27 protein-coding genes are annotated in these 22,839 nt (G+C 67.6%); 23 read left to right on the forward strand and 4 right to left on the reverse strand.

The window, feature by feature from the left end; genetic code table 11:
• Nucleotides 1-228 precede the first annotated feature (228 nt).
• The 4 genes from ING98_11850 to ING98_11865 all read right to left on the reverse strand — a co-directional run bounded on the left by ING98_11850 (nt 229) and on the right by ING98_11865 (nt 5,907).
• The gene (locus ING98_11850) at nt 229-2,061 is read right to left on the reverse strand and encodes a secretin N-terminal domain-containing protein (GenBank protein MCA3102561.1); all 1,833 of its coding nucleotides are present in this window, start codon (nt 2,059-2,061) and stop codon (nt 229-231) included.
• A gap of 202 nt (nt 2,062-2,263) precedes the next feature.
• Entirely contained in the window at nt 2,264-3,685 is a 1,422-nt protein-coding gene (locus ING98_11855; protein MCA3102562.1) for an AAA family ATPase, read from the reverse strand.
• Nucleotides 3,685-5,139, reverse strand: a complete 1,455-nt coding sequence (locus ING98_11860) for a sigma-54-dependent Fis family transcriptional regulator (GenBank protein ID MCA3102563.1) — start codon at nt 5,137-5,139, stop codon at nt 3,685-3,687. Before ING98_11860 ends, ING98_11855 begins: the two co-directional genes overlap by 1 nt.
• A gap of 39 nt (nt 5,140-5,178) precedes the next feature.
• Nucleotides 5,179-5,907 carry an ABC transporter ATP-binding protein gene (locus ING98_11865; GenBank protein MCA3102564.1) on the reverse strand — a complete coding sequence of 243 codons (729 nt, stop codon included), beginning with the start codon at nt 5,905-5,907 and terminating at the stop codon, nt 5,179-5,181.
• 78 nt (nt 5,908-5,985) lie between these two features.
• On the opposite strand from ING98_11865, the gene ING98_11870 reads away from it, so the two are divergent.
• From ING98_11870 to ING98_11980, 23 genes are all read left to right on the forward strand, one after another.
• Entirely contained in the window at nt 5,986-6,798 is an 813-nt protein-coding gene (locus tag ING98_11870) for an ABC transporter ATP-binding protein (protein MCA3102565.1), read from the forward strand.
• Complete coding sequence (gene mlaE / locus ING98_11875; GenBank protein MCA3102566.1) at nt 6,791-7,582, forward strand: lipid asymmetry maintenance ABC transporter permease subunit MlaE; 792 nt, start codon at nt 6,791-6,793, stop codon at nt 7,580-7,582. The genes ING98_11870 and mlaE overlap by 8 nt, the downstream gene beginning before the upstream one ends.
• Nucleotides 7,582-8,055: an outer membrane lipid asymmetry maintenance protein MlaD gene (mlaD, locus tag ING98_11880; protein ID MCA3102567.1), complete on the forward strand. Its 474-nt coding sequence runs from the start codon at nt 7,582-7,584 to the stop codon at nt 8,053-8,055. The genes mlaE and mlaD overlap by 1 nt, the downstream gene beginning before the upstream one ends.
• Nucleotides 8,056-8,259: 204 nt before the next feature.
• Nucleotides 8,260-8,859, forward strand: a complete 600-nt coding sequence (locus ING98_11885; GenBank protein ID MCA3102568.1) for an ABC transporter substrate-binding protein — start codon at nt 8,260-8,262, stop codon at nt 8,857-8,859.
• Nucleotides 8,856-9,173, forward strand: a complete 318-nt coding sequence (locus ING98_11890) for an STAS domain-containing protein (protein ID MCA3102569.1) — start codon at nt 8,856-8,858, stop codon at nt 9,171-9,173. The genes ING98_11885 and ING98_11890 overlap by 4 nt, the downstream gene beginning before the upstream one ends.
• Before the next feature lie 36 nt (nt 9,174-9,209).
• On the forward strand, nt 9,210-10,115 hold the full coding sequence (locus tag ING98_11895; GenBank protein MCA3102570.1) for an ABC transporter ATP-binding protein: 906 nt from the start codon (nt 9,210-9,212) through the stop codon (nt 10,113-10,115).
• Between the two features lie 160 nt (nt 10,116-10,275).
• Nucleotides 10,276-11,094, forward strand: a complete 819-nt coding sequence (locus ING98_11900; GenBank protein ID MCA3102571.1) for an ABC transporter permease — start codon at nt 10,276-10,278, stop codon at nt 11,092-11,094.
• A 15-nt stretch (nt 11,095-11,109) separates the two neighbouring features.
• Nucleotides 11,110-12,381, forward strand: coding sequence for a UDP-N-acetylglucosamine 1-carboxyvinyltransferase (murA, locus tag ING98_11905; protein ID MCA3102572.1), 1,272 nt, complete (start codon nt 11,110-11,112; stop codon nt 12,379-12,381).
• 42 nt (nt 12,382-12,423) lie between these two features.
• A complete protein-coding gene (locus ING98_11910; GenBank protein ID MCA3102573.1) occupies nt 12,424-13,110 on the forward strand; it encodes an ATP phosphoribosyltransferase in 687 nt (228 codons plus the stop codon).
• Nucleotides 13,103-14,470, forward strand: coding sequence for a histidinol dehydrogenase (hisD, locus tag ING98_11915; GenBank protein MCA3102574.1), 1,368 nt, complete (start codon nt 13,103-13,105; stop codon nt 14,468-14,470). The genes ING98_11910 and hisD overlap by 8 nt, the downstream gene beginning before the upstream one ends.
• Nucleotides 14,467-15,561 carry a histidinol-phosphate transaminase gene (locus ING98_11920; protein MCA3102575.1) on the forward strand — a complete coding sequence of 365 codons (1,095 nt, stop codon included), beginning with the start codon at nt 14,467-14,469 and terminating at the stop codon, nt 15,559-15,561. Before hisD ends, ING98_11920 begins: the two co-directional genes overlap by 4 nt.
• A 9-nt stretch (nt 15,562-15,570) precedes the next feature.
• Nucleotides 15,571-16,158 (forward strand): imidazoleglycerol-phosphate dehydratase HisB, encoded by a 588-nt coding sequence (gene hisB, locus ING98_11925; GenBank protein MCA3102576.1) that lies wholly within the window; start codon nt 15,571-15,573, stop codon nt 16,156-16,158.
• A gap of 66 nt (nt 16,159-16,224) precedes the next feature.
• A complete protein-coding gene (gene hisH / locus ING98_11930; protein ID MCA3102577.1) occupies nt 16,225-16,896 on the forward strand; it encodes an imidazole glycerol phosphate synthase subunit HisH in 672 nt (223 codons plus the stop codon).
• On the forward strand, nt 16,887-17,648 hold the full coding sequence (hisA, locus tag ING98_11935; GenBank protein MCA3102578.1) for a 1-(5-phosphoribosyl)-5-[(5-phosphoribosylamino)methylideneamino]imidazole-4-carboxamide isomerase: 762 nt from the start codon (nt 16,887-16,889) through the stop codon (nt 17,646-17,648). Before hisH ends, hisA begins: the two co-directional genes overlap by 10 nt.
• Before the next feature lie 3 nt (nt 17,649-17,651).
• Nucleotides 17,652-18,425 (forward strand): imidazole glycerol phosphate synthase subunit HisF, encoded by a 774-nt coding sequence (hisF, locus tag ING98_11940; protein MCA3102579.1) that lies wholly within the window; start codon nt 17,652-17,654, stop codon nt 18,423-18,425.
• Between the two features lies 1 nt (nt 18,426).
• Nucleotides 18,427-18,825 carry a phosphoribosyl-AMP cyclohydrolase gene (gene hisI, locus ING98_11945; GenBank protein ID MCA3102580.1) on the forward strand — a complete coding sequence of 133 codons (399 nt, stop codon included), beginning with the start codon at nt 18,427-18,429 and terminating at the stop codon, nt 18,823-18,825.
• Nucleotides 18,826-18,829: 4 nt separating this feature from the next.
• Nucleotides 18,830-19,156: a phosphoribosyl-ATP diphosphatase gene (locus tag ING98_11950; protein ID MCA3102581.1), complete on the forward strand. Its 327-nt coding sequence runs from the start codon at nt 18,830-18,832 to the stop codon at nt 19,154-19,156.
• Between the two features lie 118 nt (nt 19,157-19,274).
• Nucleotides 19,275-19,517 (forward strand): Sec-independent protein translocase subunit TatA, encoded by a 243-nt coding sequence (gene tatA, locus ING98_11955; protein MCA3102582.1) that lies wholly within the window; start codon nt 19,275-19,277, stop codon nt 19,515-19,517.
• Between the two features lie 62 nt (nt 19,518-19,579).
• Nucleotides 19,580-20,164 (forward strand): twin-arginine translocase subunit TatB, encoded by a 585-nt coding sequence (gene tatB / locus ING98_11960; protein ID MCA3102583.1) that lies wholly within the window; start codon nt 19,580-19,582, stop codon nt 20,162-20,164.
• Between the two features lie 3 nt (nt 20,165-20,167).
• A complete protein-coding gene (gene tatC, locus ING98_11965; GenBank protein MCA3102584.1) occupies nt 20,168-21,010 on the forward strand; it encodes a twin-arginine translocase subunit TatC in 843 nt (280 codons plus the stop codon).
• A 47-nt stretch (nt 21,011-21,057) separates the two neighbouring features.
• Entirely contained in the window at nt 21,058-21,372 is a 315-nt protein-coding gene (locus tag ING98_11970) for a YbjQ family protein (protein ID MCA3102585.1), read from the forward strand.
• 9 nt (nt 21,373-21,381) lie between these two features.
• Nucleotides 21,382-21,840: a heavy metal-binding domain-containing protein gene (locus ING98_11975; protein ID MCA3102586.1), complete on the forward strand. Its 459-nt coding sequence runs from the start codon at nt 21,382-21,384 to the stop codon at nt 21,838-21,840.
• The gene (locus ING98_11980; protein ID MCA3102587.1) at nt 21,837-22,727 is read left to right on the forward strand and encodes a M48 family metallopeptidase; all 891 of its coding nucleotides are present in this window, start codon (nt 21,837-21,839) and stop codon (nt 22,725-22,727) included. Before ING98_11975 ends, ING98_11980 begins: the two co-directional genes overlap by 4 nt.
• The last annotated feature ends 112 nt before the right edge of the window (nt 22,728-22,839 follow it).

Below are 22,839 nucleotides of genomic sequence, written 5' to 3' on the forward strand. Positions count from 1 at the left end.
GCCGGTCTCTGGACTCCCCGGGACTGGCAAAGACGCCTCGCCGCGATATGCTACGTGCGCGGCGGCGGGGACGATGCCCAGGTCCCCGACCGTGTCCGCGGGCCGCTGCTGCGGTTCGCTACTCGTCCGGCCATCGGGCTCGGGCGGGCCGGCCGGCCCTGTGTCGCGGTTCCGGGCGGCCTGCTGCAGCGCCTTCATCAACAGACTCATGGGCTGTGGTCGTCCCGGTCAGTTGCCCGGCACTGCGCGGGAACTGGCTCCGGGTGCACCGACCGGCACCACCGACGGCCCTGCGTCGGCCTGCGGCAGGAACCGCTGGAAGAACTTGAGCTCGTCGCTCTGCAGCGTCGGGTTGGTTACTACCGTCGGGCGGATGAAGATCACCAGTTCGGTCTTGGTCACGCGCTCGTTGCGGAAGCTGAAGATGTCTCCGATGCCAGGCTGTCGCGACAGCCACGGCACACCGTCGCGATTGCGCGAGATATCGTCCTGCATCAGGCCGCCGAGGATCACGGTCTGTCCGCTCACCACCTGCAGCACCGACTCGAGTTCGCGCGTCTGTATCACCGGAACGAGGTTCTGGATCGGTGCGGTGCCCTGGCGCAGGCTCGGATTCGGATCCGCGACCGTGCCGGTCACGCGGGTGATGGTCGGGCGCACGGTGAGGGTGACCTGTCCGCTGTCGTTGATCTGCGGCGTCACCGCGAGCACGACCCCGACCGGGACCGTCTGCGCGGTCGTGTTGAACACGGTCGGCTGGATGGTGCCGCCAGCGGTGACCGCGCCCTGCTGTGCCTCGACCTGGAAATACACGAAGTTGTCGGTGACGCGCAGGATCGAGGTCTGGTTGTTCAGCGCCATGATCTTCGGGCTCGACAGCACCTGGGTGTTGCCGAACTGCTGCAGCATCTTGATCGCGGACACGACGTTGCCGGAATCGGACGTGTAGCCGATCGAGACCACCGGCGGTGCGCCGAGGTTGCTGCCGATCAGCTGCTGCTGGATCGAAAAGCCGCCGAATCCGCGCAGTCGGCTCCAGTCGACGCCGGCCTGATAGGCATCGTTCAGCCGGACTTCGGCGATCGTCGCCTCGATCAGCACCTGCCTGCTGACCGCGCTGGTCACACCGTCGAGGTACTGCTGGACCAGCTGGTGCTGGCGCTCGGTGGCGAGCACGTTGACCGTGCCGGCGAGCGGATTGACCACGATGCTGTCGCGCACATCGTTGGCGATCGGCTGCTGCTGCCCTGCCTGGCCGAACACCGTGTTGAACAGGGTGGTCGATGCGGTACCCGCGCGGCTGACCGCTTCTGCCTGCGCGAGTCGCTCCTCGCGCTGCTGCCGGGCCTGCTCGGCGCGCTGGGCGCGATCTTCGGCGGTCTGCGTCTGGGCGCGGGACGAAGCGAGGATCGCGCGCACGTTGTCGCGCAGGGTCTCCCAGAAATTGGTCTGCGAGGTGGTGCGTACCAGCGTCGCGGACGCGTTCACCGCACCGCTCGCCCCACCCCCCGCTCCCCCGGCCGTGCCGCTCGCCGCCCCCCCTGGCGCCCCCTGCGGGCCACCGATCTGGCCGGATGCGCCGATGGTGGCAGTGGTATCGCGCTGCATGTTCACGTAGTTGACCCGGTACACCCGGAAGAACGGCGTGTCTGGCTGGACGATGATGGTCGTGCCTTCGGTGCGTACCCGCATGTCGACCTGGCGGCCGACGCGTTCCAGGATGGCAGGCAGTGTCTCGTTGATTGCGTTCAGCGTGACACGGCCGGTAAGGCCGGGGTGGATGTCGATGTTCTGCCGGGTATCGCGGGCGAGTGCGAGCAGGAGTTCGCGCACCGGCACGTCGCTGACCACGACGCTGTAGGTGGCTACCTTCTCCGCCGGTCTCGGCGGAGGTACCAGGCCGGAAACGCGAACCGGTGGCGGCAGGTCGCCGACCGGTGCCGGCTCGCGTGCGGCGGTAAGGTGCCCTTCGGACTGGGGCAGGGCGGGAGCGACCTTGACCGGCGTGCCGCAACCGGCCAGCAGCATCGCCGCGACGAGCGTCGAGAACAGGCATGGCATGAGTCTCGCGTCGGCGATCGGTTGCCGCTGGGTGTCGGTCGGCGCGTTCATCGGCGGGTCCTCTGGAGTGACGGCAACCGCCCAGTGGGTTTCCCGCCGGCGGATGGCGTGACGGGACGTACGCAGACCGACGCCCGGAGTTTAAGACTATAACTAATCCTGCTATTTTTCAATGATTTGCCTATATGAACCAGAAGGCTTGTCAAGATCCTGTCGCGACGATTTCATCGCGGATACCCTGTATCCTGCGCAGGCGGGGCGAGAACGCTCGGAGCGGTTCGGGCAGCGTTGCCATGGCGGCCTGAGCCTCGCTCCGAGTGGCGTAATCCCCGTAGAACACCGTGAGCAACGGGCGTTCGCCGCTGAGGGTACGGATCACGAACAGATGCTCCGGCTTGACCTGTCTGGACAGGTTTCGCAACTGCCAGTCGAGCTGCTCTTCGCTGCGTGAGCCCATCAGCTGGATCGTCACCCGGGACGGGTCGGAGGCGCTGAGCCATTCGTCTGTTGCCGAAAGCCGGGTTGCCAGCATGCTGCTCGAAGTCTGGACAGCGGTCGGTGGAGCAGGTGCGGCGTGTGCCTCGGGCGCCGCAGCTGCTGCGGTTGCTGCGGTTGCCGCCGGCGTGGCGGGCGTCTTCCGTGCGTCTGCCGCTGGCGCGGTACCCTGGTCGGACGAGGGGGCGATCGCCAGCGCAGGCGGGTGCTGCGCCGCCGACAGCAGCCAGGCAGTCGCTGCCAGTACCAGTGCCAGCGCCACCGCGAGGCCTGCCGCGACCATCGCCCATCCCCTGCCGGCGCCGCGCAGGTCGCCGCCCTGGGCGAATTCGCTGTCGCGGATCGCGGCTCTTGCATGCCGTGGCGCGACCGAATGGGTGGATTCCGAAAATGCCGCGAGCAATGTCTTGTCGCCGAGCAGGTTCACGCGCCGGGTCAGGCCCGCCGATGCGCGGGCGATGCGCGCCACCACGTCCGGGCCGAACACGTCCGGACCCTTGTACCCTGCGGTACGCAGGCGGAAGTCGAGGTACAGCCCGATCTCGGCGGCCGACAGCGGCGCCAGCGTGAAGCTGTGGCTGATACGTTCGCGCAGTTGCCGGATCTCGGGTTTTCGCAGCAGGGTATCGAGCTCCGGTTGTCCGAACAGAACGATCTGCAGCAGCTTGTGCCGGTCGGTCTCGAGGTTCGACAGCAGCCTGATCTCCTCGAGCGTGGCGATCGGCATGCTTTGCGATTCCTCGACGAACAGCACCACCTGCCGGTTCGATGCATGGCAGTCGAGCAGGAAGGCGGTGAGCCGCTGCATCGCCTCGAGCCGCCCGGAACCCGCCGGCATCGGCAGCTCGACCTCGTGGGCTATTGCGTGGAGGATCTCGTCCGGGGAAACGCTCGGGTTGGCGAGGTAGATGCCGAGCACGTCGTCGGGCAGCCGTGCCTGCAGCATCCGGCAGAGCATTGTCTTGCCGCTGCCGACTTCGCCGGTCACCTTGACGATGCCTTCGCCCTGGCCGATCGCATACAGCAGTGCATCGAGGACAGCGCCTCGGTTGCCGCCCGCAAAGAAGAAGTCGGTGTTCGGCGTGATCCGGAAGGGCGCTTCGCGCAGCCCGAAGAAATCGTGGTACATCAGTCGCCCCCGCGCTCGCTCGCCTGCATCCGGCTGTAAAGCGTGGTTCGGCGCAGCCCGAGCAGGCGCGCAGCCTGCGCGAGGTTGCCGTGACTCATGAACAGTGCGGCCTGTATGTAACTCTGCTCCCATTCGCGGAGCAGGCGGTCCAGGTCGACCTGTCGCGCGCTCGCAAGGTGCCGCCTTGCTGCCTCGATCGAGCCGACCTCGCCCGGCGTTCCGGGCATGCCCGACAGCGCGGGCAGGCTGGACGATTCTTCCGCGATGGCCCCGACGTCCATTTCCGCCAGCAACTGCGCCGGGTTCACGCGCTGTCCGGGATACTTGGTTGCCAGGCGGATCACGATGTTGCGCAACTCGCGCACGTTGCCGGGAAAGCCGTACTCGAGCCAGATGCGCCGGCTTTCATCGTCGAGAGAGAACGGTGCGCGACCGGCGGTGCCGGCGGATGCCGCATGTAGCGACTGGAAATGCTCCAGCAGCCTGAGACGGTCGTCCTCCAGGTCGCGCAGCGGCGGCACGGTGATCGCGAACACCGACAGTCGATGGTAGAGATCGCCCCGGAAACGCCCGGCGCGCACTTCCTGGCGCAGGTCGCGGTTGGTTGCGGCGATCACCCGTGCATTGGAATGCCGGCTGGTAGTCTCGCCGACGCGCTGGAATTCGCCATTCTCGAGCACCCGCAGGAGCTTCGACTGCAGTTCGAGCGGCAGTTCGCCGATCTCGTCGAGGAACAGCGTCGAATCGGCCGCTTCCTCGAAATAGCCGGCACGGGGACCGGTGGCGCCGGTAAAGGCCCCGCGCGCGTGGCCGAACAGGGTGGGCTCGACCAGCGTCGGCGCGATCGCGGCGCAGTTGAGTGCGATCAGCGGCCGCGCGCAATGGCCGCTGCGCGCATGCAGCGCATGCGCGACCCGTTCCTTGCCGCTGCCGGACTCGCCTTCGATCAGGACCGGGAACGGGGCGGCTGCGTACTGCTCGATCTGCTGGCGCAGACGTTCGATTGCCGGGCTGGCCCCGACGATCGTGCGGTCGGAGTCTCCCGCGGGCTCCGGTGCGGCAACCCGGCTGACCTGTGCAAGCAGGGCGCGCAGCCGGTCGGGGGGGCAGGGCTTGGACACGAACTCCATCGCGCCGATCGCCCGCGCATGCCGTGCGTTGGCCTCGTCGTTCTGCCCGGACAGCACGATGATCTTCATCGATGGCGAGGCGGCCAGCAACTCGGTGATCAGCCGGAAGCCTTCGTCGGGGCGGTGAGGCGACGGCGGCAAGCCGAGGTCGACCAGCGCCAGGCCGGGCATGCGCTCGATCTGGCGCAGCAGGGCGTGCACCTGCGGCCGCGAAGCGGCGACGATCACTTCATATTCGCCGCCGAGCGAATAATCGAGCGTGTCTGTGATCAGCGGATCGTCGTCGACGATCAGCAGGTCGGGCTTGCGGCTGGCAGGAGCCATCGGTTTCGGGGGCGGTAGGGTCATCGCGCCGCTATCGTCTCATGCGGCGGTGGCGTCGATGCACTCGAGAAAAGCCTGTTCGAGGACTGTTGTGCCGGAGCGTGCGCACAGTTGCGCCGGTGTGCCGGCAAAGGCGACGCGCCCGCCGTGGATCACCGCCAGCCGGTCGCACAGTGCCGCGACGTCTTCCAGGGCATGCGAACTGAACAGCAGTGCGCCACCGTCCGTCCGCAGGCGTCCGAGCGCTGCGCGGACCCGCGACCGCGCCAGTGGATCCAGCCCGCTCATCGGTTCGTCGAGCACAGTCAGCGGACGGCGCGCGAGCAGGCAGGCTGCCAGACCGAGCTTCTGCAGCATCCCCTTGCTGAAGGTGCGTGCGGGGCGGTCGAGCGCCTCGGGATCGAAATCGAGGTCGCGCAAGCGTTCGAGGGCAGCCGCTTCGTCGTGTGCCGCGCCGCGCAGGGACGCGTGGTAGCGCAGATAGTCGCGCCCGGTGAGGTAGTAGGGCGGCGAGAACCGCTCCGGCAGCCAGGCGATCCGGCTGCGTGCCTCGGCATGGGTGCTCGGCACCCCGAAGACGCGGATCGTGCCACTGTCGGCGCGGCAGTAGTCGAGCATGCAGCGCAGCAGCGTCGTCTTGCCGGCTCCGTTCACGCCGACCAGTGCGACGCTCTCGCCGGCGTTCACGGCGAACGACACATCGGCCGCGGCGCGTCTGCTGCCGAACTGCCGGTTCACGCCGGAAAACTCGACCGCTGCGGGATGCATCGCGAGTGTTGTCGAACCAGTAACTCACCGGTAAGGTGCGAAGGGATAGAATAGCTGTTTTCCACTTCCATCCCGCGCGTGTCTTCGGACAACTTCGTAGAAATCTCAGGCCTGCAGTTCGGCTACGGTCGCCGGAGCATATTGAAGGGGCTGGACCTTCGTGTGCCACGGGGGCAGGTCGTGTCCATCATGGGCGGCAGCGGCTGCGGCAAGACCACGCTGCTGCGGCTGATCGGTGGTGCGCTGCGCCCGTCTGAGGGCTCCGTGGTCGTCGATGGCGAGTCGGTGGGTGCGCTCGGCCGCGACGGGCTCTATCGCATGCGGCGCAAGATGGGCATGCTTTTCCAGTTCGGCGCGCTGTTCACCGACCTGTCGGTGTTCGACAACGTCGCGTTCCCGATGCGCGAGCGCACCGCGCTGCCCGAGCCGATCGTACGCGACCTGGTGCTGATGAAGCTGCACGCGGTCGGCCTGCGCGGGGCGGCGAAGCTGATGCCGGCGGAACTGTCCGGCGGCATGGCGCGGCGGGTCGCGCTGGCGCGCGCAGTGGCGCTCGACCCTGAGCTGATCATGTACGACGAACCGTTCACCGGCCTCGACCCGATCTCGCTGGCGGTGATCAGCAACCTGATCCGGACGCTGAACGATGCACTGGGGGCCACCTCGATCGTGGTCACTCACGACGTGCGCGAATCGATGAAGATCCTCGATTACTGCTATCTGATGGCCGAAGGACAGATCGTCGCGCAGGGTACGCCTGCCGAGATGCTGGCATCGGACAAGCCCTACGCACGGCAGTTCTTCCGCGGCGAGATCGACGGCGCAGTGCCGTTCCACTATCCGGGTGCCGACTACCGCACCGAACTCAGGCTTGGCGCACGTGATCGATAAGGGCTGGCTCACCGTCGGCGGAATCGGTCGTCGGACGATCGACACCTTTCTGCGCCTGGGCTTCGCGGCGCGCTTCCTCGGCCTGACGCTGCTCAATTCCGGTGTCTGCCTGCGCCGGCCCCGGCTGGTCGTGCGCGAGGTCTACTTCTCCGGTGTGCTGTCGCTGGTGATCATCCTGGTGTCCGGCCTGTTTGTGGGGATGGTGCTGGGCCTGCAGGGATACCAGACGCTCAGGACCTACGGCTCGGAATCGGCGCTCGGCGTGCTGGTAGCGCTGTCGCTGTTGCGCGAACTGGGGCCGGTGATCACCGCGCTGCTGTTCGCCAGCCGCGCCGGATCTGCGGTCACGGCCGAGATCGGCCTGATGAAGGCGACCGAACAGCTGCGCGCGATGGAGATGATGGCGGTCGATCCGATCGCGCGGGTCGTCTCGCCGCGCTTCTGGGCGGGCGTGATCTCGACGCCGTTGCTGACCGCGATGTTCACGGCGATGGGCATCTATGGCGGCTACCTGGTCGGCGTCGTACTGCTGGGTGTCGACGAGGGCTCGTTCTGGTCGCAGATGCAGAACTCGGTCGACTTCCGCGAGGACATCGTCAACGGCCTGCTGAAAAGCCTGGCCTTCGGGTTCGCGATCTCGTGGATTGCGGTGTTCGAAGGGTATGATGCCCCGCCCACCGCCGAGGGAGTGTCCGGCGCCACGACCCGCACCGTGGTGACGTCGGCCCTGACCATCCTGTTTCTTGATTACATCCTTACTTCGCTCATGTTCCGGGGGCTCTGATGGAACGTTCTTCGCTCGACGTCTGGGTCGGCATCTTCGTCGTCGGCGGCATGGCGGCGCTGCTGATTCTTGCGCTCAAGGTGGGCAATGCCGGTGATCTCCTGCGCGCCGGGCCGACCTACACACTGACGGCCAGTTTCGAGAACATCGGTGGTCTGAAGCCGAAGGCGCCGGTGCGCAGCGCCGGTGTCGTGGTCGGTCGGGTGGTGACGATCGACTACGATGCCGAGACGTTCAACGCGGTGGTCACCCTCAGCATCGAGAAGCGGTTCGACAAGTTTCCGAAAGATACTTTCGCCAGCATCTACACGTCAGGCCTGCTCGGCGAGCAGTATATCGGCCTGGCTCCCGGCGGCGACGAGAAGGTGCTCGCCAACGGCGACCGGATCTCGAAGACGCAGAAGGCCGTGGTGCTCGAAGACCTGATCGGGCAATTCCTGACGAGCCGTGCAGGCGAACCGGCTGCCAAGTGACGCGCCTGCAGGCCTGCCAGCGCTCTTCGCGGTCGTCCGGCCGCGGTTCTACTGCGGTCGCAGCGGCGCGGGCATATCGCCCTCGCGGTGCGACGGCGCCGCATGCACCTGTCCTTTCCCTGCATCCACCCTCCGATGAGTGAATCCATGAGACTGTCCTGCCGTGTTCCGCTGTTGCTTCGTCCGTTCGCCCCGGCTCTTGCGATGCTCTGCCTCCTGCTTGCTGCCCCGGCAGTGCACGCCCAGGATATCGGGCCTGATCAGCTGGTGAGGACGACCACGGACAAGATCATCGAGATCGTCAAGGGCGACAAGGCCATCCAGTCCGGCGACATGAAGCGCATCCTCGAAGTGGCCGAGACGCATGCGTCGCCCCATTTCGATTTCGTGCGCATGACCCGCCTCGCGATGGGGGCGAACTGGAAGCAGGCCAATCCGTCCCAGCAGGAAGAACTGGTGCGTCAGTTCCGCGCGCTGCTGCTGCGCACCTACGCGGTGGCGCTGAAGGAATACCGCAACCAGACGATCGACGTCCGGCCGCTCAAGATCCCCGCCGGGTCGACCGATGTGCAGGTGAAGACCGTTGTGAACCAGCCCGGTGCGCAGGCTATCCCGATCGACTACGACATGGAGCGCACGCCCCAGGGCTGGAGAGTCTATGACGTGACCATCGGTGGCGTGAGCCTGGTGGTGAACTTCCGCTCGAGCTTCGACGCCGAGATCCGCAAGTCCGGCGTCGACGGGCTGGTCAAGTCGATTGCCGAGCGCAATCGCAGCGCGTCCATCGAGGTCGCGAAGAAGTGAGCAGCCAGGCAGTCCTGCGCGCCGACGGCAGCGGCCGCTTCAGGGTCGATGGTGCGATCACCATCGAGTCGGCGCCCGCGGTGCTCGCGTCCGGCTCGGTGCTGCTGGCTGCGGCGGGTAACGCGACGGTCGAGATCGACCTCGCTGGCCTCACCGACTTCGACTCCGCAGCGATCGGGGTCTTCTTCGAGTGGCAGCGCCGGTCGGCGGATGGTGGGTCCGGCATCCGCTACTCGAACCCACCGCCGAAGCTGGCCACGCTGGCCGCACTGTACGGTGTCGATGCGTTGCTGCTGGCGCCCGCCCATGTCTGAAGCGGTGCTGAGCGTCGCCGCTGCACGGGGCTGTCGATGAGCGCAGCCATTGCCATCGAAGGGCTGTCCAAGCGCTACGGATCGCTGCAGGCGCTCGATGGTGTCGACCTGCGGGTCGAGCCGGGCGAGTTCTTCGGGCTCCTCGGGCCGAACGGCGCCGGCAAGACCACGCTGATCAGCGTGCTGGCGGGCCTTGTCCGGGCAAGCGGGGGGCGGGCGTCGGTGATGGGCCACGACGTGGTCGACGACTACCGGGCGGCGCGGCGCCATCTCGGGGTGGTTCCCCAGGAACTGGTGTTCGACCCGTTCTTCACGGTGCGCGAGACACTGCGCATCCAGTCGGGTTACTTCGGCCTGCGCCGGAACGACGCATGGATCGACGAATTGCTCGACAGCCTCGATCTCACCAGCAAGGCCGACACGAACATGCGCGCGCTGTCGGGCGGCATGAAGCGGCGCGTGCTGGTGGCGCAGGCGCTGGTGCACAAGCCGCCGGTGGTGGTGCTCGACGAGCCGACAGCGGGCGTAGACGTTGCGCTGCGCCAGGGGCTTTGGGCGTTCATCGGGCGCCTGAATCGTGCCGGGCACACCATCGTGCTGACCACCCATTACCTGGAAGAAGCCGAGACCCTGTGCAACCGGATCGCCATGCTGAAGCAGGGCCGTGTCGTCGCCCTGGACACTACGGCGAACCTGCTGCGGGTCGCGCGCAACGCGCAGAAGACCGTCCGGTTGCGGCTGTCCGGCAGCACCCTCCCGATGGCGCTGGCTGCGCGGCAACCGGTGCGTGACGGCGATTCGGTGACGATCCCCCTCGGCAACTATGCCGAACTGGAGCAGATCCTCGCCGAAGTACGCCAGGCCGGCGAGGCGGTACTCGAACTGGACGTGGTCCAGCCCGACCTGCAGGATGTGTTCATGCAGGTGATGACCCGGCACTGAACGCCCGCCGACGAGCGCTGTTGCGCCGGCCCGACCGCGCAAAAAGGGCTTGCGCGAAACGTTTGCCGGGGCCTGCGGGCGGACAGGGGTGTAAAATCCGTCCCCGATCAGCGCCGGGCCACCGGCGGCGAACCTGCGGCGTCTCCAGACGCCGCCCACACTGCTGGCGGCTGCCTCCTTGTCCGAACACCTGCTCCCGATCGCCGTTCCGGCCACCGACGTCCGTGGCGGCTTCGTCACGCTCCTCTACAAGGAAACGCTGCGCTTCTGGAAGGTGAGCATGCAGACGGTGTTCGCCCCCGTGGTGACGACCGTGCTCTACCTGATGATCTTCGCCCATGTGCTGGCGAACCATGTCGAGGTATTCCCGGGCGTGGCCTACAGTTCGTTCCTGGTGCCCGGGCTGGCCATGATGGCCGCGCTGCAGAACGCGTTTGCCAACACGTCGTCCTCGATGATCCAGTCGAAGATGACCGGCAACCTGGTTTTCATCCTGCTGCCGCCGCTGTCGCCGGCAGAGATCGTCGGCGCGTATGTCCTGGCATCGATGCTGCGCGGCTTCCTGTGCGGCGCGGCCGTGCTGCTGGTCGGTGCCGGGTTCGCGCCGCTGCCGGTCGCGCATCCTTTCGCGGTCGTCGTGTTCGCCATGCTCGGGTCGGCCTCGCTTGGCGCCCTCGGCCTGGTGGCCGGCATCTATTCCGACAAGGTCGACCAGTTGTCGGCGTTCCAGCACTTCGTGGTGGTACCGCTCACCTTTCTCGCCGGCGTGTTCTATTCGGTGCAGACCCTGCCGCCTTTCTGGCAGGCCGCCTCGCACCTGAACCCGGTGTTCTTCATGGTAGACGGCTTCCGCTGGGGCTTCTTCGGGGCTGCCGACGTCTCGCCCTGGCTGTCGCTCGCGGTGGTCGCTGCCTGCGCGGTGGTAGTCAGCGGCTGGGCGATGCTGCTGCTCAAGAGCGGCTACAAGCTGCGCCACTGACTTCACGGACGATCCATGGACAAGCTGGTCATCGAAGGCGGCGCGAGGCTCGCCGGAGAAGTCGAGGTTTCGGGCGCGAAGAACTCCGCACTGCCGGTGCTGTGCGCGGCCATCCTCTCGGCCGAACCGCTGACCGTCACCAACGTCCCGCGGTTGCAGGACGTGGCGACCACGGCGAAGCTGCTGTCGACGATGGGCGCGACGGTCGAGCGACCCGAGGACCACACGATGGTTCTCGACTGCGCGAAGCTCGACCGGCTGGAGGCGCCCTACGAACTGGTGCGCACCATGCGCGCGTCCATCCTCGTGCTCGGCCCGATGGTCGCGCGCTTCGGACGCGCGCGCGTCTCGCTTCCCGGCGGCTGCGCGATCGGGCAGCGCCCGGTCGACCTGCACATCAAGGGCCTGCAGGCACTCGGCGCCGAAATTTCGATCGAGCACGGCTACCTCGAAGCGCGGGTGGGGCACCCGGGAGGCAGCAGGCGGTTGCGCGGCGCGCCGATCTTCATGGACCTGGTGTCGGTCACCGGCACCGAGAACCTCATGATGGCGGCTGCGCTGGCCGAGGGCACGACGGTGATCCAGAACGCCGCGCGCGAGCCGGAAGTGGCGGAACTCGCGCACTGCCTGAACGCCATGGGCGCGCGCATCAGCGGTGCCGGCGAGAGCGAGATCACGATCGAGGGCGTCGAGCGGTTGCATCGTGCCTCCTGGCGCATCATGCCCGACCGCATCGAGGCCGGAACCTTCCTCGCAGCGGCGGCGGCGACCTGCGGCGACATCGTCGTGCGCGGCGCCAACCCCTCGCACCTGACGGCGGTGCTCGACAAGCTGCGCGAGGCCGGCGCGCGCATCGAGACCGGCGCCGATACCATCGCGCTGGCGATGCCGGCACGCGCGCGCGCGGTGAACCTGCGCACCGCGCCGTATCCCGGTTTCGCGACCGACATGCAGGCGCAGTTGATGGCGCTCGATTGCGTCGCCGAAGGCACCTCGACCATCGTCGAGACGATCTTCGAAAACCGGTTCATGCATGCGCTCGAGATGAAGCGCATGGGTGCGCAGATCGAGATCGACGGCAACACGGCGATCATCCAGGGCGTACCGGCGCTCGACGGCGCAGCGGTGATGGCCACCGACCTTCGGGCATCGGCGAGCCTGATCATTGCCGCGCTGGCCGCCAGCGGCGAGACGGTGATCGACCGCATCTACCACCTCGACCGCGGCTACGAGGCGATCGAGCGGAAGCTGTCCGGGCTCGGCGCGAAGATCCGCCGCGCACGCTGAAGCCGACCTCCACCGACCTGTATCCGTACCGGAACCGCTGACTTGACCTCCGCACCGATCATCACCATCGCGCTGTCCAAGGGCCGCATCTATGACGACACGCTACCGCTGCTCGCGCAGGCCGGGCTGGTGCCGGCGATCGATCCCGAACGCTCGCGCAAGCTGATCATTCCGACCAATCGTCCCGACGTCAGGCTGGTGATCGTGCGCGCGACCGACGTGCCGACCTACGTGCAGTTCGGCGGCGCGGACGTCGGCGTCGCGGGCAAGGACGTGCTCGACGAACACGGCGGCAGCGGTCTGTACCAGCCGGTCGACCTCGACATCGCCCGCTGCCGGATGGTGGTCGCCGCACGCTCCGATTTCGACTACGCCGCCGCGGTGGCGCAGCGTCGCCGCCTGCGCGCGGCGACCAAGTTCGAACGCACCGCGCGCGAGCATTTCGCGGCCAAGGGCCTGCATGTCGACCTGATCAAGCTGTACGGTTCGATGGAACTCGCGCCGCTGACCGGCCTGGCCGACGTGATTGTCGACCTGGTCGATACCGGCAACACGCTGAAGGCGAACAACCTCGTCGCAGTGGAGGAGATTTCCCTGGTGAGCGCGAGGCTGATCGTCAATCCGGCTGCGCTGCGGCTCAAGCGCGAGGCGCTGCGGCCACTGATCGACACCGTGTCGCTGGCTGCCGCCGCTTCGCGCACGCGCCGGCTGGAGGCCGCCCATGGCTGAGCACACGACCGCCGGTGCCAGGTCGCGCAGCACCGCAGGCGCTTCGCTGGTGCGCACCCTCGACAGCGGTGCTCGCGGCTTCGACGCTGCGCTGGCCGCGCTGACGGCCTTCGATGCGTCGTCCGATCCTGCGATCGAGTCGGCCGTCGCGACGATCATCGACGACGTGCGGCGCGACGGCGATCGCGCGCTGGTCGCCTACACCCGGCGCTTCGATCGCATGACGGTGCGCAACGCGGGCGCTCTCGAGATCACCCGCGCCGAACTGGCGGCTGCCTGGAAGGCCCTCGGCGCCATCGAGCGGCGCGCGCTCCAGGCCGCGCATACCCGCATCCGCGACTACCACGAGCGGCAGGTGTCGAAGTCGTGGCAGTTCACCGACGAGCACGGGTCGAAGCTCGGGCAACTCGTGCGACCGCTCGATCGCGCCGGCCTGTACGTGCCGGGTGGCAAGGCGGCATATCCGTCCTCGCTGCTGATGAACGCGGTGCCGGCGAAGGTGGCCGGGGTGCGTGACGTGGTGATGGTCGTGCCGACGCCCGGGGGCGAACGCAACACCCTGGTGCTCGCTGCGGCGAAGCTCGCCGGCGTCGACCGCGCGTTCACGATCGGTGGCGCGCAGGCGGTGGCGGCACTGGCCTACGGCACCGCGACGGTGCCTGCGGTCGACAAGATCACCGGCCCGGGCAACGCCTATGTCGCCGCAGCGAAGCGCCGCGTGTTCGGCACCGTCGGCATCGACATGATCGCCGGCCCGTCCGAGATCCTGGTCATCGCCGACGATTCGGCCAACCCCGACTGGATCGCGATGGATCTGTTCTCGCAGGCCGAACACGACGAGATGGCGCAATCGATCCTGCTCACGCCAAGCCTGCGCCTGCTGACCGCGGTGCACTCGGCGATCGCCCGCCTGCTGCCCGGCATGGCCCGACGCGAGGTGATCGCGAAGTCGCTCGCCTCGCGCGGCGCGCTGGTGCGCGTCAAGAGCCTGGCGGAAGCCTGCGCGATCGCCGACCGCATCGCGCCCGAGCACCTCGAACTCTCGGTGCGCGATCCGCGGCCGCTGGTCGAGCGCATCCGCCATGCGGGCGCGATCTTCGTCGGCCACTACACGTCCGAGACGCTGGGTGACTACTGCGCCGGCTCCAACCACGTGCTGCCGACCGCACGCACCGCGCGCTTCTCCTCGCCGCTGGGCGTTTACGACTTCCAGAAGCGCACCAGCGTGATCGAGGTCACGCCGCGCGGCGCCGATGCGCTGGGTGGCATCGCGAGCGTGCTCGCGCGCGCGGAAGGGCTCGAAGCGCATGCACGCGCGGCCGAGTGTCGCTTGAAGCCGAAGCGCCGGGGGGCGGCATGAGCGAAGCCAACGGCGCGGCGACGCCGCAGTCCCTGATCCGCGAAGAACTGCTCGCGCTGTCGGCCTACCATGTTCCCGCTTCGGCCGGCATGGTGAAGCTCGATGCGATGGAGAACCCGTACCCGTTGCCGGACGACCTCGCGGCAGGCCTCGGCGCGCTGCTCGGCGCGGCGCTGGTAAACCGCTATCCCGAGGCCGATGCGCGCGCGCTGAAGGCGGCGATCCGGCGCGCGCTCGATGTACCGTCCGGTTGCGACATCCTGCTCGGCAACGGTTCCGACGAGATCATCCAGCTGCTGGCAATGGCCGTGGCGAAGCCCGGCGCGGTGCTGGCCTCGGTCGAGCCGACGTTCGTCATGTTCCGGATGATCGCGACCTTCACCGGGCTGCGCTACGCATCATGCCCGCTGCGCTCCGATTTCTCCCTCGACATGGGCGCTGTGCTGCGCATGCTCGAGGCCGAGCGCCCGGCGGTGATGTTCCTGGCGACGCCGAACAACCCGACCGGCAACACGTTCGCGCGCGCCGACATCGAGCGCATCGCTGCGGCCACGCCCGGATTGCTGGTGGTGGACGAGGCCTACTATGCGTTCGGCGACAGCAGCCACCTCGAACTCGCGGCCCGGCTGCCCAACGTGCTGGTGATGCGCACCTTCTCCAAGTTGGGCATGGCTGGCCTGCGCCTGGGCTTCCTGGTCGGCGCGCCGGCCTGGCTCGAGCAGCTCGACAAGCTGCGCCTGCCCTACAACGTCAACGTGCTGACCCAGCTCGCTGCGACGCGGCTGCTCGACAGCTATCCCGCCCTCGCGGCGCAGGCCGCAGCCATCCGCGCCGACCGGTCTGCGCTGGCCGAAGCGCTTCGGGCCGTACCCGGTGCCGAGGTCTTCCCGTCGGAGGCGAACTTCCTGCTGTTCCGGATTCCCCGGGCGGCTGCGCTGTTCGATGCACTGGTCGCGCGCGGGGTGCTGGTCAAGAACGTGTCGCGCGCGCACCCGCTGCTCGCTGACTGCCTGCGGGTGACGGTGGGAACGCCGGCGGAGAGCCGCCGCTTCATTGCGGCGCTGCACGAGGCCGTGGCGGATTTGGGTTAACCTTCGCTCATGCGTCAGGCCACCGTACATCGCAAGACCCAGGAGACCTCGATCGACGTCACGCTGAACGTCGACGGCACGGGGGTCTATTCGATCGCGACCGGCGTGCCCTTCCTCGACCACATGGTCGAGCAGATCGCACGCCACGGGTTGTTCGATCTCGAGATCAGCGCGGTCGGAGACCTGCACATCGATGCCCACCACACGGTCGAAGATGTCGGCATCACGCTCGGCCAGGCGCTGGCGAAGGCGGTCGGCGACAAGCGTGGCGTGCGCCGGTATGGCCATGCCTACGTGCCGCTCGACGAAGCGCTGTCGCGGGTGGTGGTCGACCTGTCGGGGCGTCCCGGCCTCGACATGCAGGTCGAGTTCACGCGCGCGCGCATCGGCGAGTTCGATGCCGACCTCGTGTACGAGTTCTTCCAGGGCTTCGTCAACCACGCTCAGGCGACGCTGCACATCGACAACCTGAAGGGCCGCAACGCGCACCACCAGGCCGAGACGATCTTCAAGGCGTTCGGCCGTGCGCTGCGGATGGCGGTGGAACTCGACCCGCGCGCGGTCGACGCCGTCCCTTCCACCAAGGGCACGCTCTGAGCCGGGCCGGCACCGGCGCGGCCATTTCCTTTTCCACGTTGAACCCACGTTGAGCAAGAGCCCGCGATGACGATCGCTGTAGTCGACTACGGCATGGGCAACCTGCGTTCGGTGGCCAAGGCCCTCGAACATGTCTCGGACGGCGTGCCGGTGGTCGTCACCGGCGACCCGGCCGCCATCGCCACCGCCGACCGGGTGGTGTTTCCGGGCCAGGGGGCGATGCGCGACTGCATGCGCGAACTGCAGTCCCGAAACCTGCGTGCGGCCGTGCTGGAAGCCGCGGCCAGCCGTCCGTTTCTCGGCATCTGCATCGGCCTGCAGATGCTGTTCGATCGCTCCGAAGAGGCGGATACGCCCGGCCTGTCGGTGTTGCCGGGCGAGGTGATCCGATTCCCGCCCGAGGCGATGTTCGATGCGGCCGGCAGCCGTCTGAAGGTGCCGCACATGGGCTGGAACGAAGTGCACCAGTCCGAAGCGCATCCCATGTGGGCCGGCATCCCCGACGCGACCCGCTTCTATTTCGTGCACAGCTATTTTCCCCAGCCGGCGCGCCCCGATCTGGTCGCCGGCTACAGCCACTATCCTTTCCCGTTCTGCTGCGCAGTCGCCCGCGACAACCTGTTCGCCGTGCAGTTCCATCCCGAAAAGAGCCATCGGGCAGGCCTGCAGCTGCTGGCGAATTTCGTCCGCTGGGATGTCCGCGCAGGAACGATCACCGAGGGTGCAACATGCTCCTGATTCCCGCGATCGACCTGAAAGACGGCGGCTGCGTGCGGCTGCGCCAGGGCGACATGAACGGCGCGACCGTCTATTCCGACCAGCCGGGCCAGATGGCGAAGCAGTGGCTCGACCAGGGTGCGCGCCGCCTGCACATCGTCGACCTGAACGGTGCGGTCGCCGGCAGGCCCAAGAACGAGCCGGCGATCAAGGACATCGTCAAGGCGGTCGGCGATCGCATCCCGATCCAGCTCGGCGGCGGCATCCGCGACCTCGACACGATCGAGCGCTACCTCGACGACGGCGTCTCTTACGTGATCGTCGGTACGGCCGCGGTGAAGACGCCCGGCTTCCTGCACGACGCCTGCGGCGCTTTCCCCGGCCACATCATCGTCGGGCTCGATGCCAGGGACGGCAAGGTTGCCGTCGACGGCTGGTCGAAGATGACTGGGCACGAGGTCGGCGACCTGGCGAAGAAGTTCGAGGATTACGGCGTGGAGGCGGTGATCTACACCGACATCGGCCGCGACGGCATGCTCAGCGGCATCAACATCGAGGCGACGGTCCGGCTGGCCCGGCAACTGACCATCCCGGTGATCGCCAGCGGCGGCCTGACCAACCTCGACGACGTGCGCAGGCTGTGCGAGGTCGAGGCCGAGGGTATCCCGGGCGCGATCACCGGCCGTGCGATCTATGAAGGCACGATCGACTTCGGCGAGGCCCAGCGGCTGGCCGACACGCTGTCGCCGCCCGTGCCTGCGCCGGACGCCTGAGCGATGCTGGCCAAGCGCATCATCCCCTGCCTGGATGTCGCTGGCGGCCGGGTGGTCAAGGGCGTGAATTTCGTCGACCTGCGCGATGCCGGCGACCCGGTCGAGGTCGCGCGCCGCTACGACGAGCAGGGCGCCGACGAACTCACTTTCCTCGACATCACGGCGAGCAGCGATGAACGCAGCACGCTGCTGTCGATGGTCGAGGCCGTGGCCGCCCAGGTCTTCATCCCGCTCACCGTCGGCGGCGGCGTGCGCACGGTCGCCGACGTGCGTTCCCTGCTCAACGCCGGCGCTGACAAGGTCAGCATCAACACCGCTGCCGTGCAGTCGCCGGAGTTCGTACGCGAAGCGGCCGACCGCTACGGCTCGCAGTGCATCGTCGTTGCCGTGGACGCGAAGCGGGTCCCGGGCACGCCGGACGACGCGCCGCGCTGGGAGGTGTTCACCCACGGCGGGCGGCGCGCGACCGGCCTGGACGCCCTCGAGTGGGGGCGGCGGATGCAGGCGAACGGCGCGGGCGAGATCCTTCTGACCAGCATGGACCGCGATGGCACGCGGGTCGGCTTCGACCTCGCGCTCACCCGTGCGTTCTCGGATTCCCTGTCCATCCCGATCATCGCCAGCGGTGGCGTGGGGTCGATCGGCGACATGGTCGACGGCGTGACGCTCGGCCATGCGGATGCGGTGCTGGCCGCCAGCATCTTCCACTACGGCGAGCATACGGTCGGCGAAGTCAAGCGGGCGATGGCTGCCGCCGGCGTCGAGGTGAGGCTCTAGCATGGGTGCGGATGCCTGGCTCGACGAGGTCGCGTTCGACGCGGCCGGGCTGATCCCGGCGATCGCGCAGGACGCTGCCGACGGTCGCATACTGATGTTCGCCTGGATGAATCGCGAGGCGCTCGCGCTCACCCACCAGACCGGTTTTGCTCATTACTGGTCGCGTTCGCGTGGCAAACTGTGGCGCAAGGGCGAGGAGTCCGGCCACCTGCAGAAGGTGTCCGAGATCCGGCTCGATTGCGATGAAGACGTCATCCTGCTGCTGATCGATCAGGTCGGCGGCATCGCCTGCCACACGGGTCGTGCAAGCTGCTTCTACCGTCGGCTCGAGGCCGGCGGCTGGGTCACCACCGACCCCGTGCTGCGCCCGCCCGGCGAAATCTACGGCCGTACCGACTGACACCATGGAACACCAACCCATCCTCGAAAGACTGGCGGACACGCTGGAGTCGCGCAAGCTGGCCGATCCGGGCAGCTCGTACGTGGCGAGCCTGTTCCACAAGGGCGAAGACGCCATCCTCAAGAAGCTGGCGGAGGAGTCGGCCGAGACGCTAATGGCGTCGAAGGACGGTGATAAACTGCACCTGATCAGAGAGATGGCTGACCTCTGGTTCCACGGCATGGTGCTGCTTGCCTTCCATGGCCTGCGGCCCGGCGATGTACTCGACGAACTGGCACGGCGTGAGGGTGTGTCGGGCCACGACGAGAAGAAGGCCAGGAACGCCGGATGATCGGAAGCGGCATGTGCCCGCGTCCATGATCGCAGCAGGTTCGTTCAGTCCCGTATTTCCCACCCCGGATCACGCCGCCAGCGGCCTGCGCGCCGCTCGACCGACAAGGAGCATCGTCATGGGTTCGTTCAGCATCTGGCACTGGTTGATCGTGCTGTTGGTCGTAGTGCTGGTGTTCGGCACCAAGAAGCTCGGCAACCTCGGCAAGGACATGGGCAGCGCGATCAAGGGGTTCAAGGAAGGCATGAAGCCCGAAGACGACAAGCCCGGTACCGGCACCGCCCCTGGCACCCCCTCGCAGCAGATCTCGGGGCAGACGATCGAGGGCGAGGTCAAGAGCAAGTCAGAAAGCAAGGTTTGATCCGTACGTGCCCGGTGCCGATGCGCGGCACCGCCGACGCGGCGGCATAGGCGGCCCGAGCCATGCTCGACCTCGGCTTCTCTGAAATGATGGTGATCGCGGTCGTCGCGCTGGTCGTGCTCGGCCCGGAGCGCCTGCCCAAGGTCGCGAAGACCGTCGGCCACCTGATCGGCCGCATGCAGCGTTATGTCGCCGACGTGAAATCCGACATCACGCGCGAGATGGAACTCGAAGAACTGCGCAAGTTCCGGCAGACGGTCGAAGAGACCGCGGGTTCCGTGCAGTCTTCGTTCAACTCGTTCGAGACCGCTGCGCGTACCACGGCCGGTGACCTGGAGGCGCTGGCGCGCAGCGAAGCGCACGGTGCGGCACTGCCGGCCGGGATGCCGCTGCCTGGCGATGAAGTGACGCCGATGCCCGAGCCTGCGCTGGTCGAACTGTCCGCGCCGCCGGCGGACGCGAGCCAGACATGGATCGAGCCGACGGTGGCCGGTGCGATGTCCAGCCGGGCGGGTACCGCGTGCTGCAGGGCCACTGCCTCGATCGCGATGGCCAGTGCCGCGGCACCACTGTCCGGCGCGCGCCGTTGGCCCGAGGTCCCGCTGTCCGTGGACGTACCGGCCCGCGTCGGCGTGCCAGGGGCCTGACCGATGTCGACCACCCCCGGTAACGATCCGCAGGCGGATGCAGGCACGGAAGATGCCCCGCCCGCCGAGAGCTTCATGTCCCACCTCGTTGAACTCCGGCAGCGGGTCGTGCGCGCGGCCGGTTCGGTGCTGCTGGTATTCGTCGTGCTGTCGCCGTTCATGAAGCAGATCTTCGATGCGGTGTCGCTGCCGCTGATGACGGCGCTGCCGGTCGGTACCAAGCTGCTTGCCACCGGCGTCATTTCGCCGTTCATGGTGCCGCTGAAGGTCACCCTGTTCGTCGCCTTCCTGCTCGCGCTGCCCTACGTGCTCTACCAGGTCTGGGCTTTCGTCGCGCCGGGGCTCTATCAGCACGAGAAGCGCCTTGCCCTGCCCGTACTCGCTTCGAGCGTCGGGATGTTCTTCGTCGGCATGGCCTACTGTTATTTTGTCGTGTTCGGCTTCGTGTTCCGGTTCATCGCCGGCTTCGCTCCCGAATCGGTGGCGGTCGCCCCCGATATCGAGAACTACCTGTCCTTCGTGATGGGCATGTTCCTGGCCTTCGGGCTTACGTTCGAGGTGCCGATCGTCGTGGTGCTGCTGGTGCGCTTCGGCGTAGCCACCATCGACCAGTTGAAGCAGGCGCGGCCGTACGTGATCGTCGGCGCGTTCGTGGTCGCGGCCGTCGTCACGCCGCCGGACGTCATCTCGCAACTGCTGCTCGCGATCCCGCTGTGCCTGCTGTACGAACTCGGCCTGCAGATCGCGCGATTCACCGGTCTCTCGCCGTCGCGTGCCGAGGCGGACGCCCGGGCCGCCGCCGAGTCGGCCGAATCGGACGCGGCCGGTGCGGGCAAAGAGTCCTGAGCAGCGGCAGTAGCGCCAATCACTCTGGCATACGTTACGGAGCGAAGATGATTCTGACAAACATCGAACTCATTCCTGGCAAGCGGGTCGTGCGCCACCTCGGTCTGGTGCAGGGCAGTACCGTGCGTGCAAAGCATGTCGGGCGCGACTTGCTCGCCAGCCTGAAGAACATCGTCGGTGGCGAACTGACGGGCTATACCGAACTGCTGAACGAGGCGCGCGAGGAGGCCACCGAGCGCATGGTGCGCCAGGCGCAGGCTGCGGGGGCGAACGCGGTACTCAACGTGCGTTTCTCCACCTCCTCGATCACACAGGGTGCGGCCGAACTGTTCGCCTACGGTACCGCTGTGGTGGTCGAGTAGGCGGCCGGGATGCAGGGTCTCCTCCCATTTGTCGAACTGATCGTCTTCGCGGTCCTGCTGCTGGTCGGCTATGTCGCCGGCCGTATCGCCGAGAAGGCGCACTATCGATCGATCCGCAAGCGCGAGAAACTGTTCGAGCGCGTGACCGTGTTCAGCAGTCGCTTCCCGCCTACGGTGTCGCAGCCATTCCAGGCGACGCTGGTCTGCGGCAGCGTCGTGGTGTCGCAGGACTACTTCAAGGCGGTGGCCGCCGGCCTCTACAGCATCTTCGGCGGACGCGTCCGCTCGTACGAGAGCCTGCTCGACCGCGCGCGGCGCGAGTCGGTGCTGCGCATGAAGCATGCGGCGATGCGCAAGGGCGCATCGATGATCGTCAACGTCAAGTTCCAGACGGTACAGGTGCCCGGTCGTGGCGTCGGCGCGGTCGAACTGCTCGCCTACGGGACGGCGCTGCGCCGGCTCGCGTGAGCGCCTGGAGCAATCCGCGACTGCCGCAGGAAACGATCAACGTCGGCGAGTCGCGTCCGGTGCTGTCGTTCTTCGTGATGGTCGCTGGCCTGGGCGTGGCTTTGCTCGCCTGTGCGCTCGTGCTGATGCTGTTCGCCCAGGCCATCGCCGCCTGGCTGCCGTTCTCGGCCGAACAGGCGGTGGCCGCGCGTTTCGTCAAGCCGGTGGACCCTGCGGCGGAGCCGGAGGCGACGTTACAGAAGCTGGCCGACTCCCTGGTCGGTCCGCAGGGACTGCCAGCGGGCATGACGCTGAAGGTGCACTACGGCGTACTGCCGGTGGCCAATGCCTCGGCCACCGTGGGCGGCAACATCACCATCTACCGTGGTCTGGTCGAGGCGATCGACAGCGAGAACGCGCTGGCGATGGTGCTCGCGCACGAGATCGCACATATCCGTCACCGCGATCCGGTGCGCAGCCTCGGCCGGGGAATGGCGCTTGCGGTGGTGATGTCGGCCATGTCGGCGGGCGCCGGCTCCGCTGTCGCCGACTGGGTGGTCGGCAGCGCCGGCAACCTGACTGTGCTCACCTTCAGTCGCGCTCAGGAGGCGCGCGCCGATGCCGATGCGCTGGCTGCGGTGGCGCAGCGTTACGGGCATGTCGCTGGCGCCGCCGCGTTCTTCCAGGAGATGCAGCGTCGGTCGTCCGTAGCCGGCAGTGCGTCGGAATCGGTGCCCGTGTTCATGCGCACCCATCCTTCAACCGACGATCGGTTGTACCGCATGGAACTGCTGGCCACCGAGCGTCGCTGGACGACCGAGGGCACCCTCACGCCGCTGCCGCCGGCGCTGCAGGCAATCCGTGACGCACGAGGCGCCCAAGGCGCGAAGGCGCAGCCAGGGGGATGACCCGGTGCGCGGATCGGCGCTACGATCCGGGCAAGGGGGCCGGGGCGATCAAGACGCGTGCTCGACAGGTGGCCTGCCTATTGCTTCATGTCGCTCTACGATCCTCGGAAGG

The sequence above is a fragment of the Rhodocyclaceae bacterium genome (assembly GCA_020248265.1).
Classification (GTDB): domain Bacteria; phylum Pseudomonadota; class Gammaproteobacteria; order Burkholderiales; family CAIKXV01; genus CAIKXV01.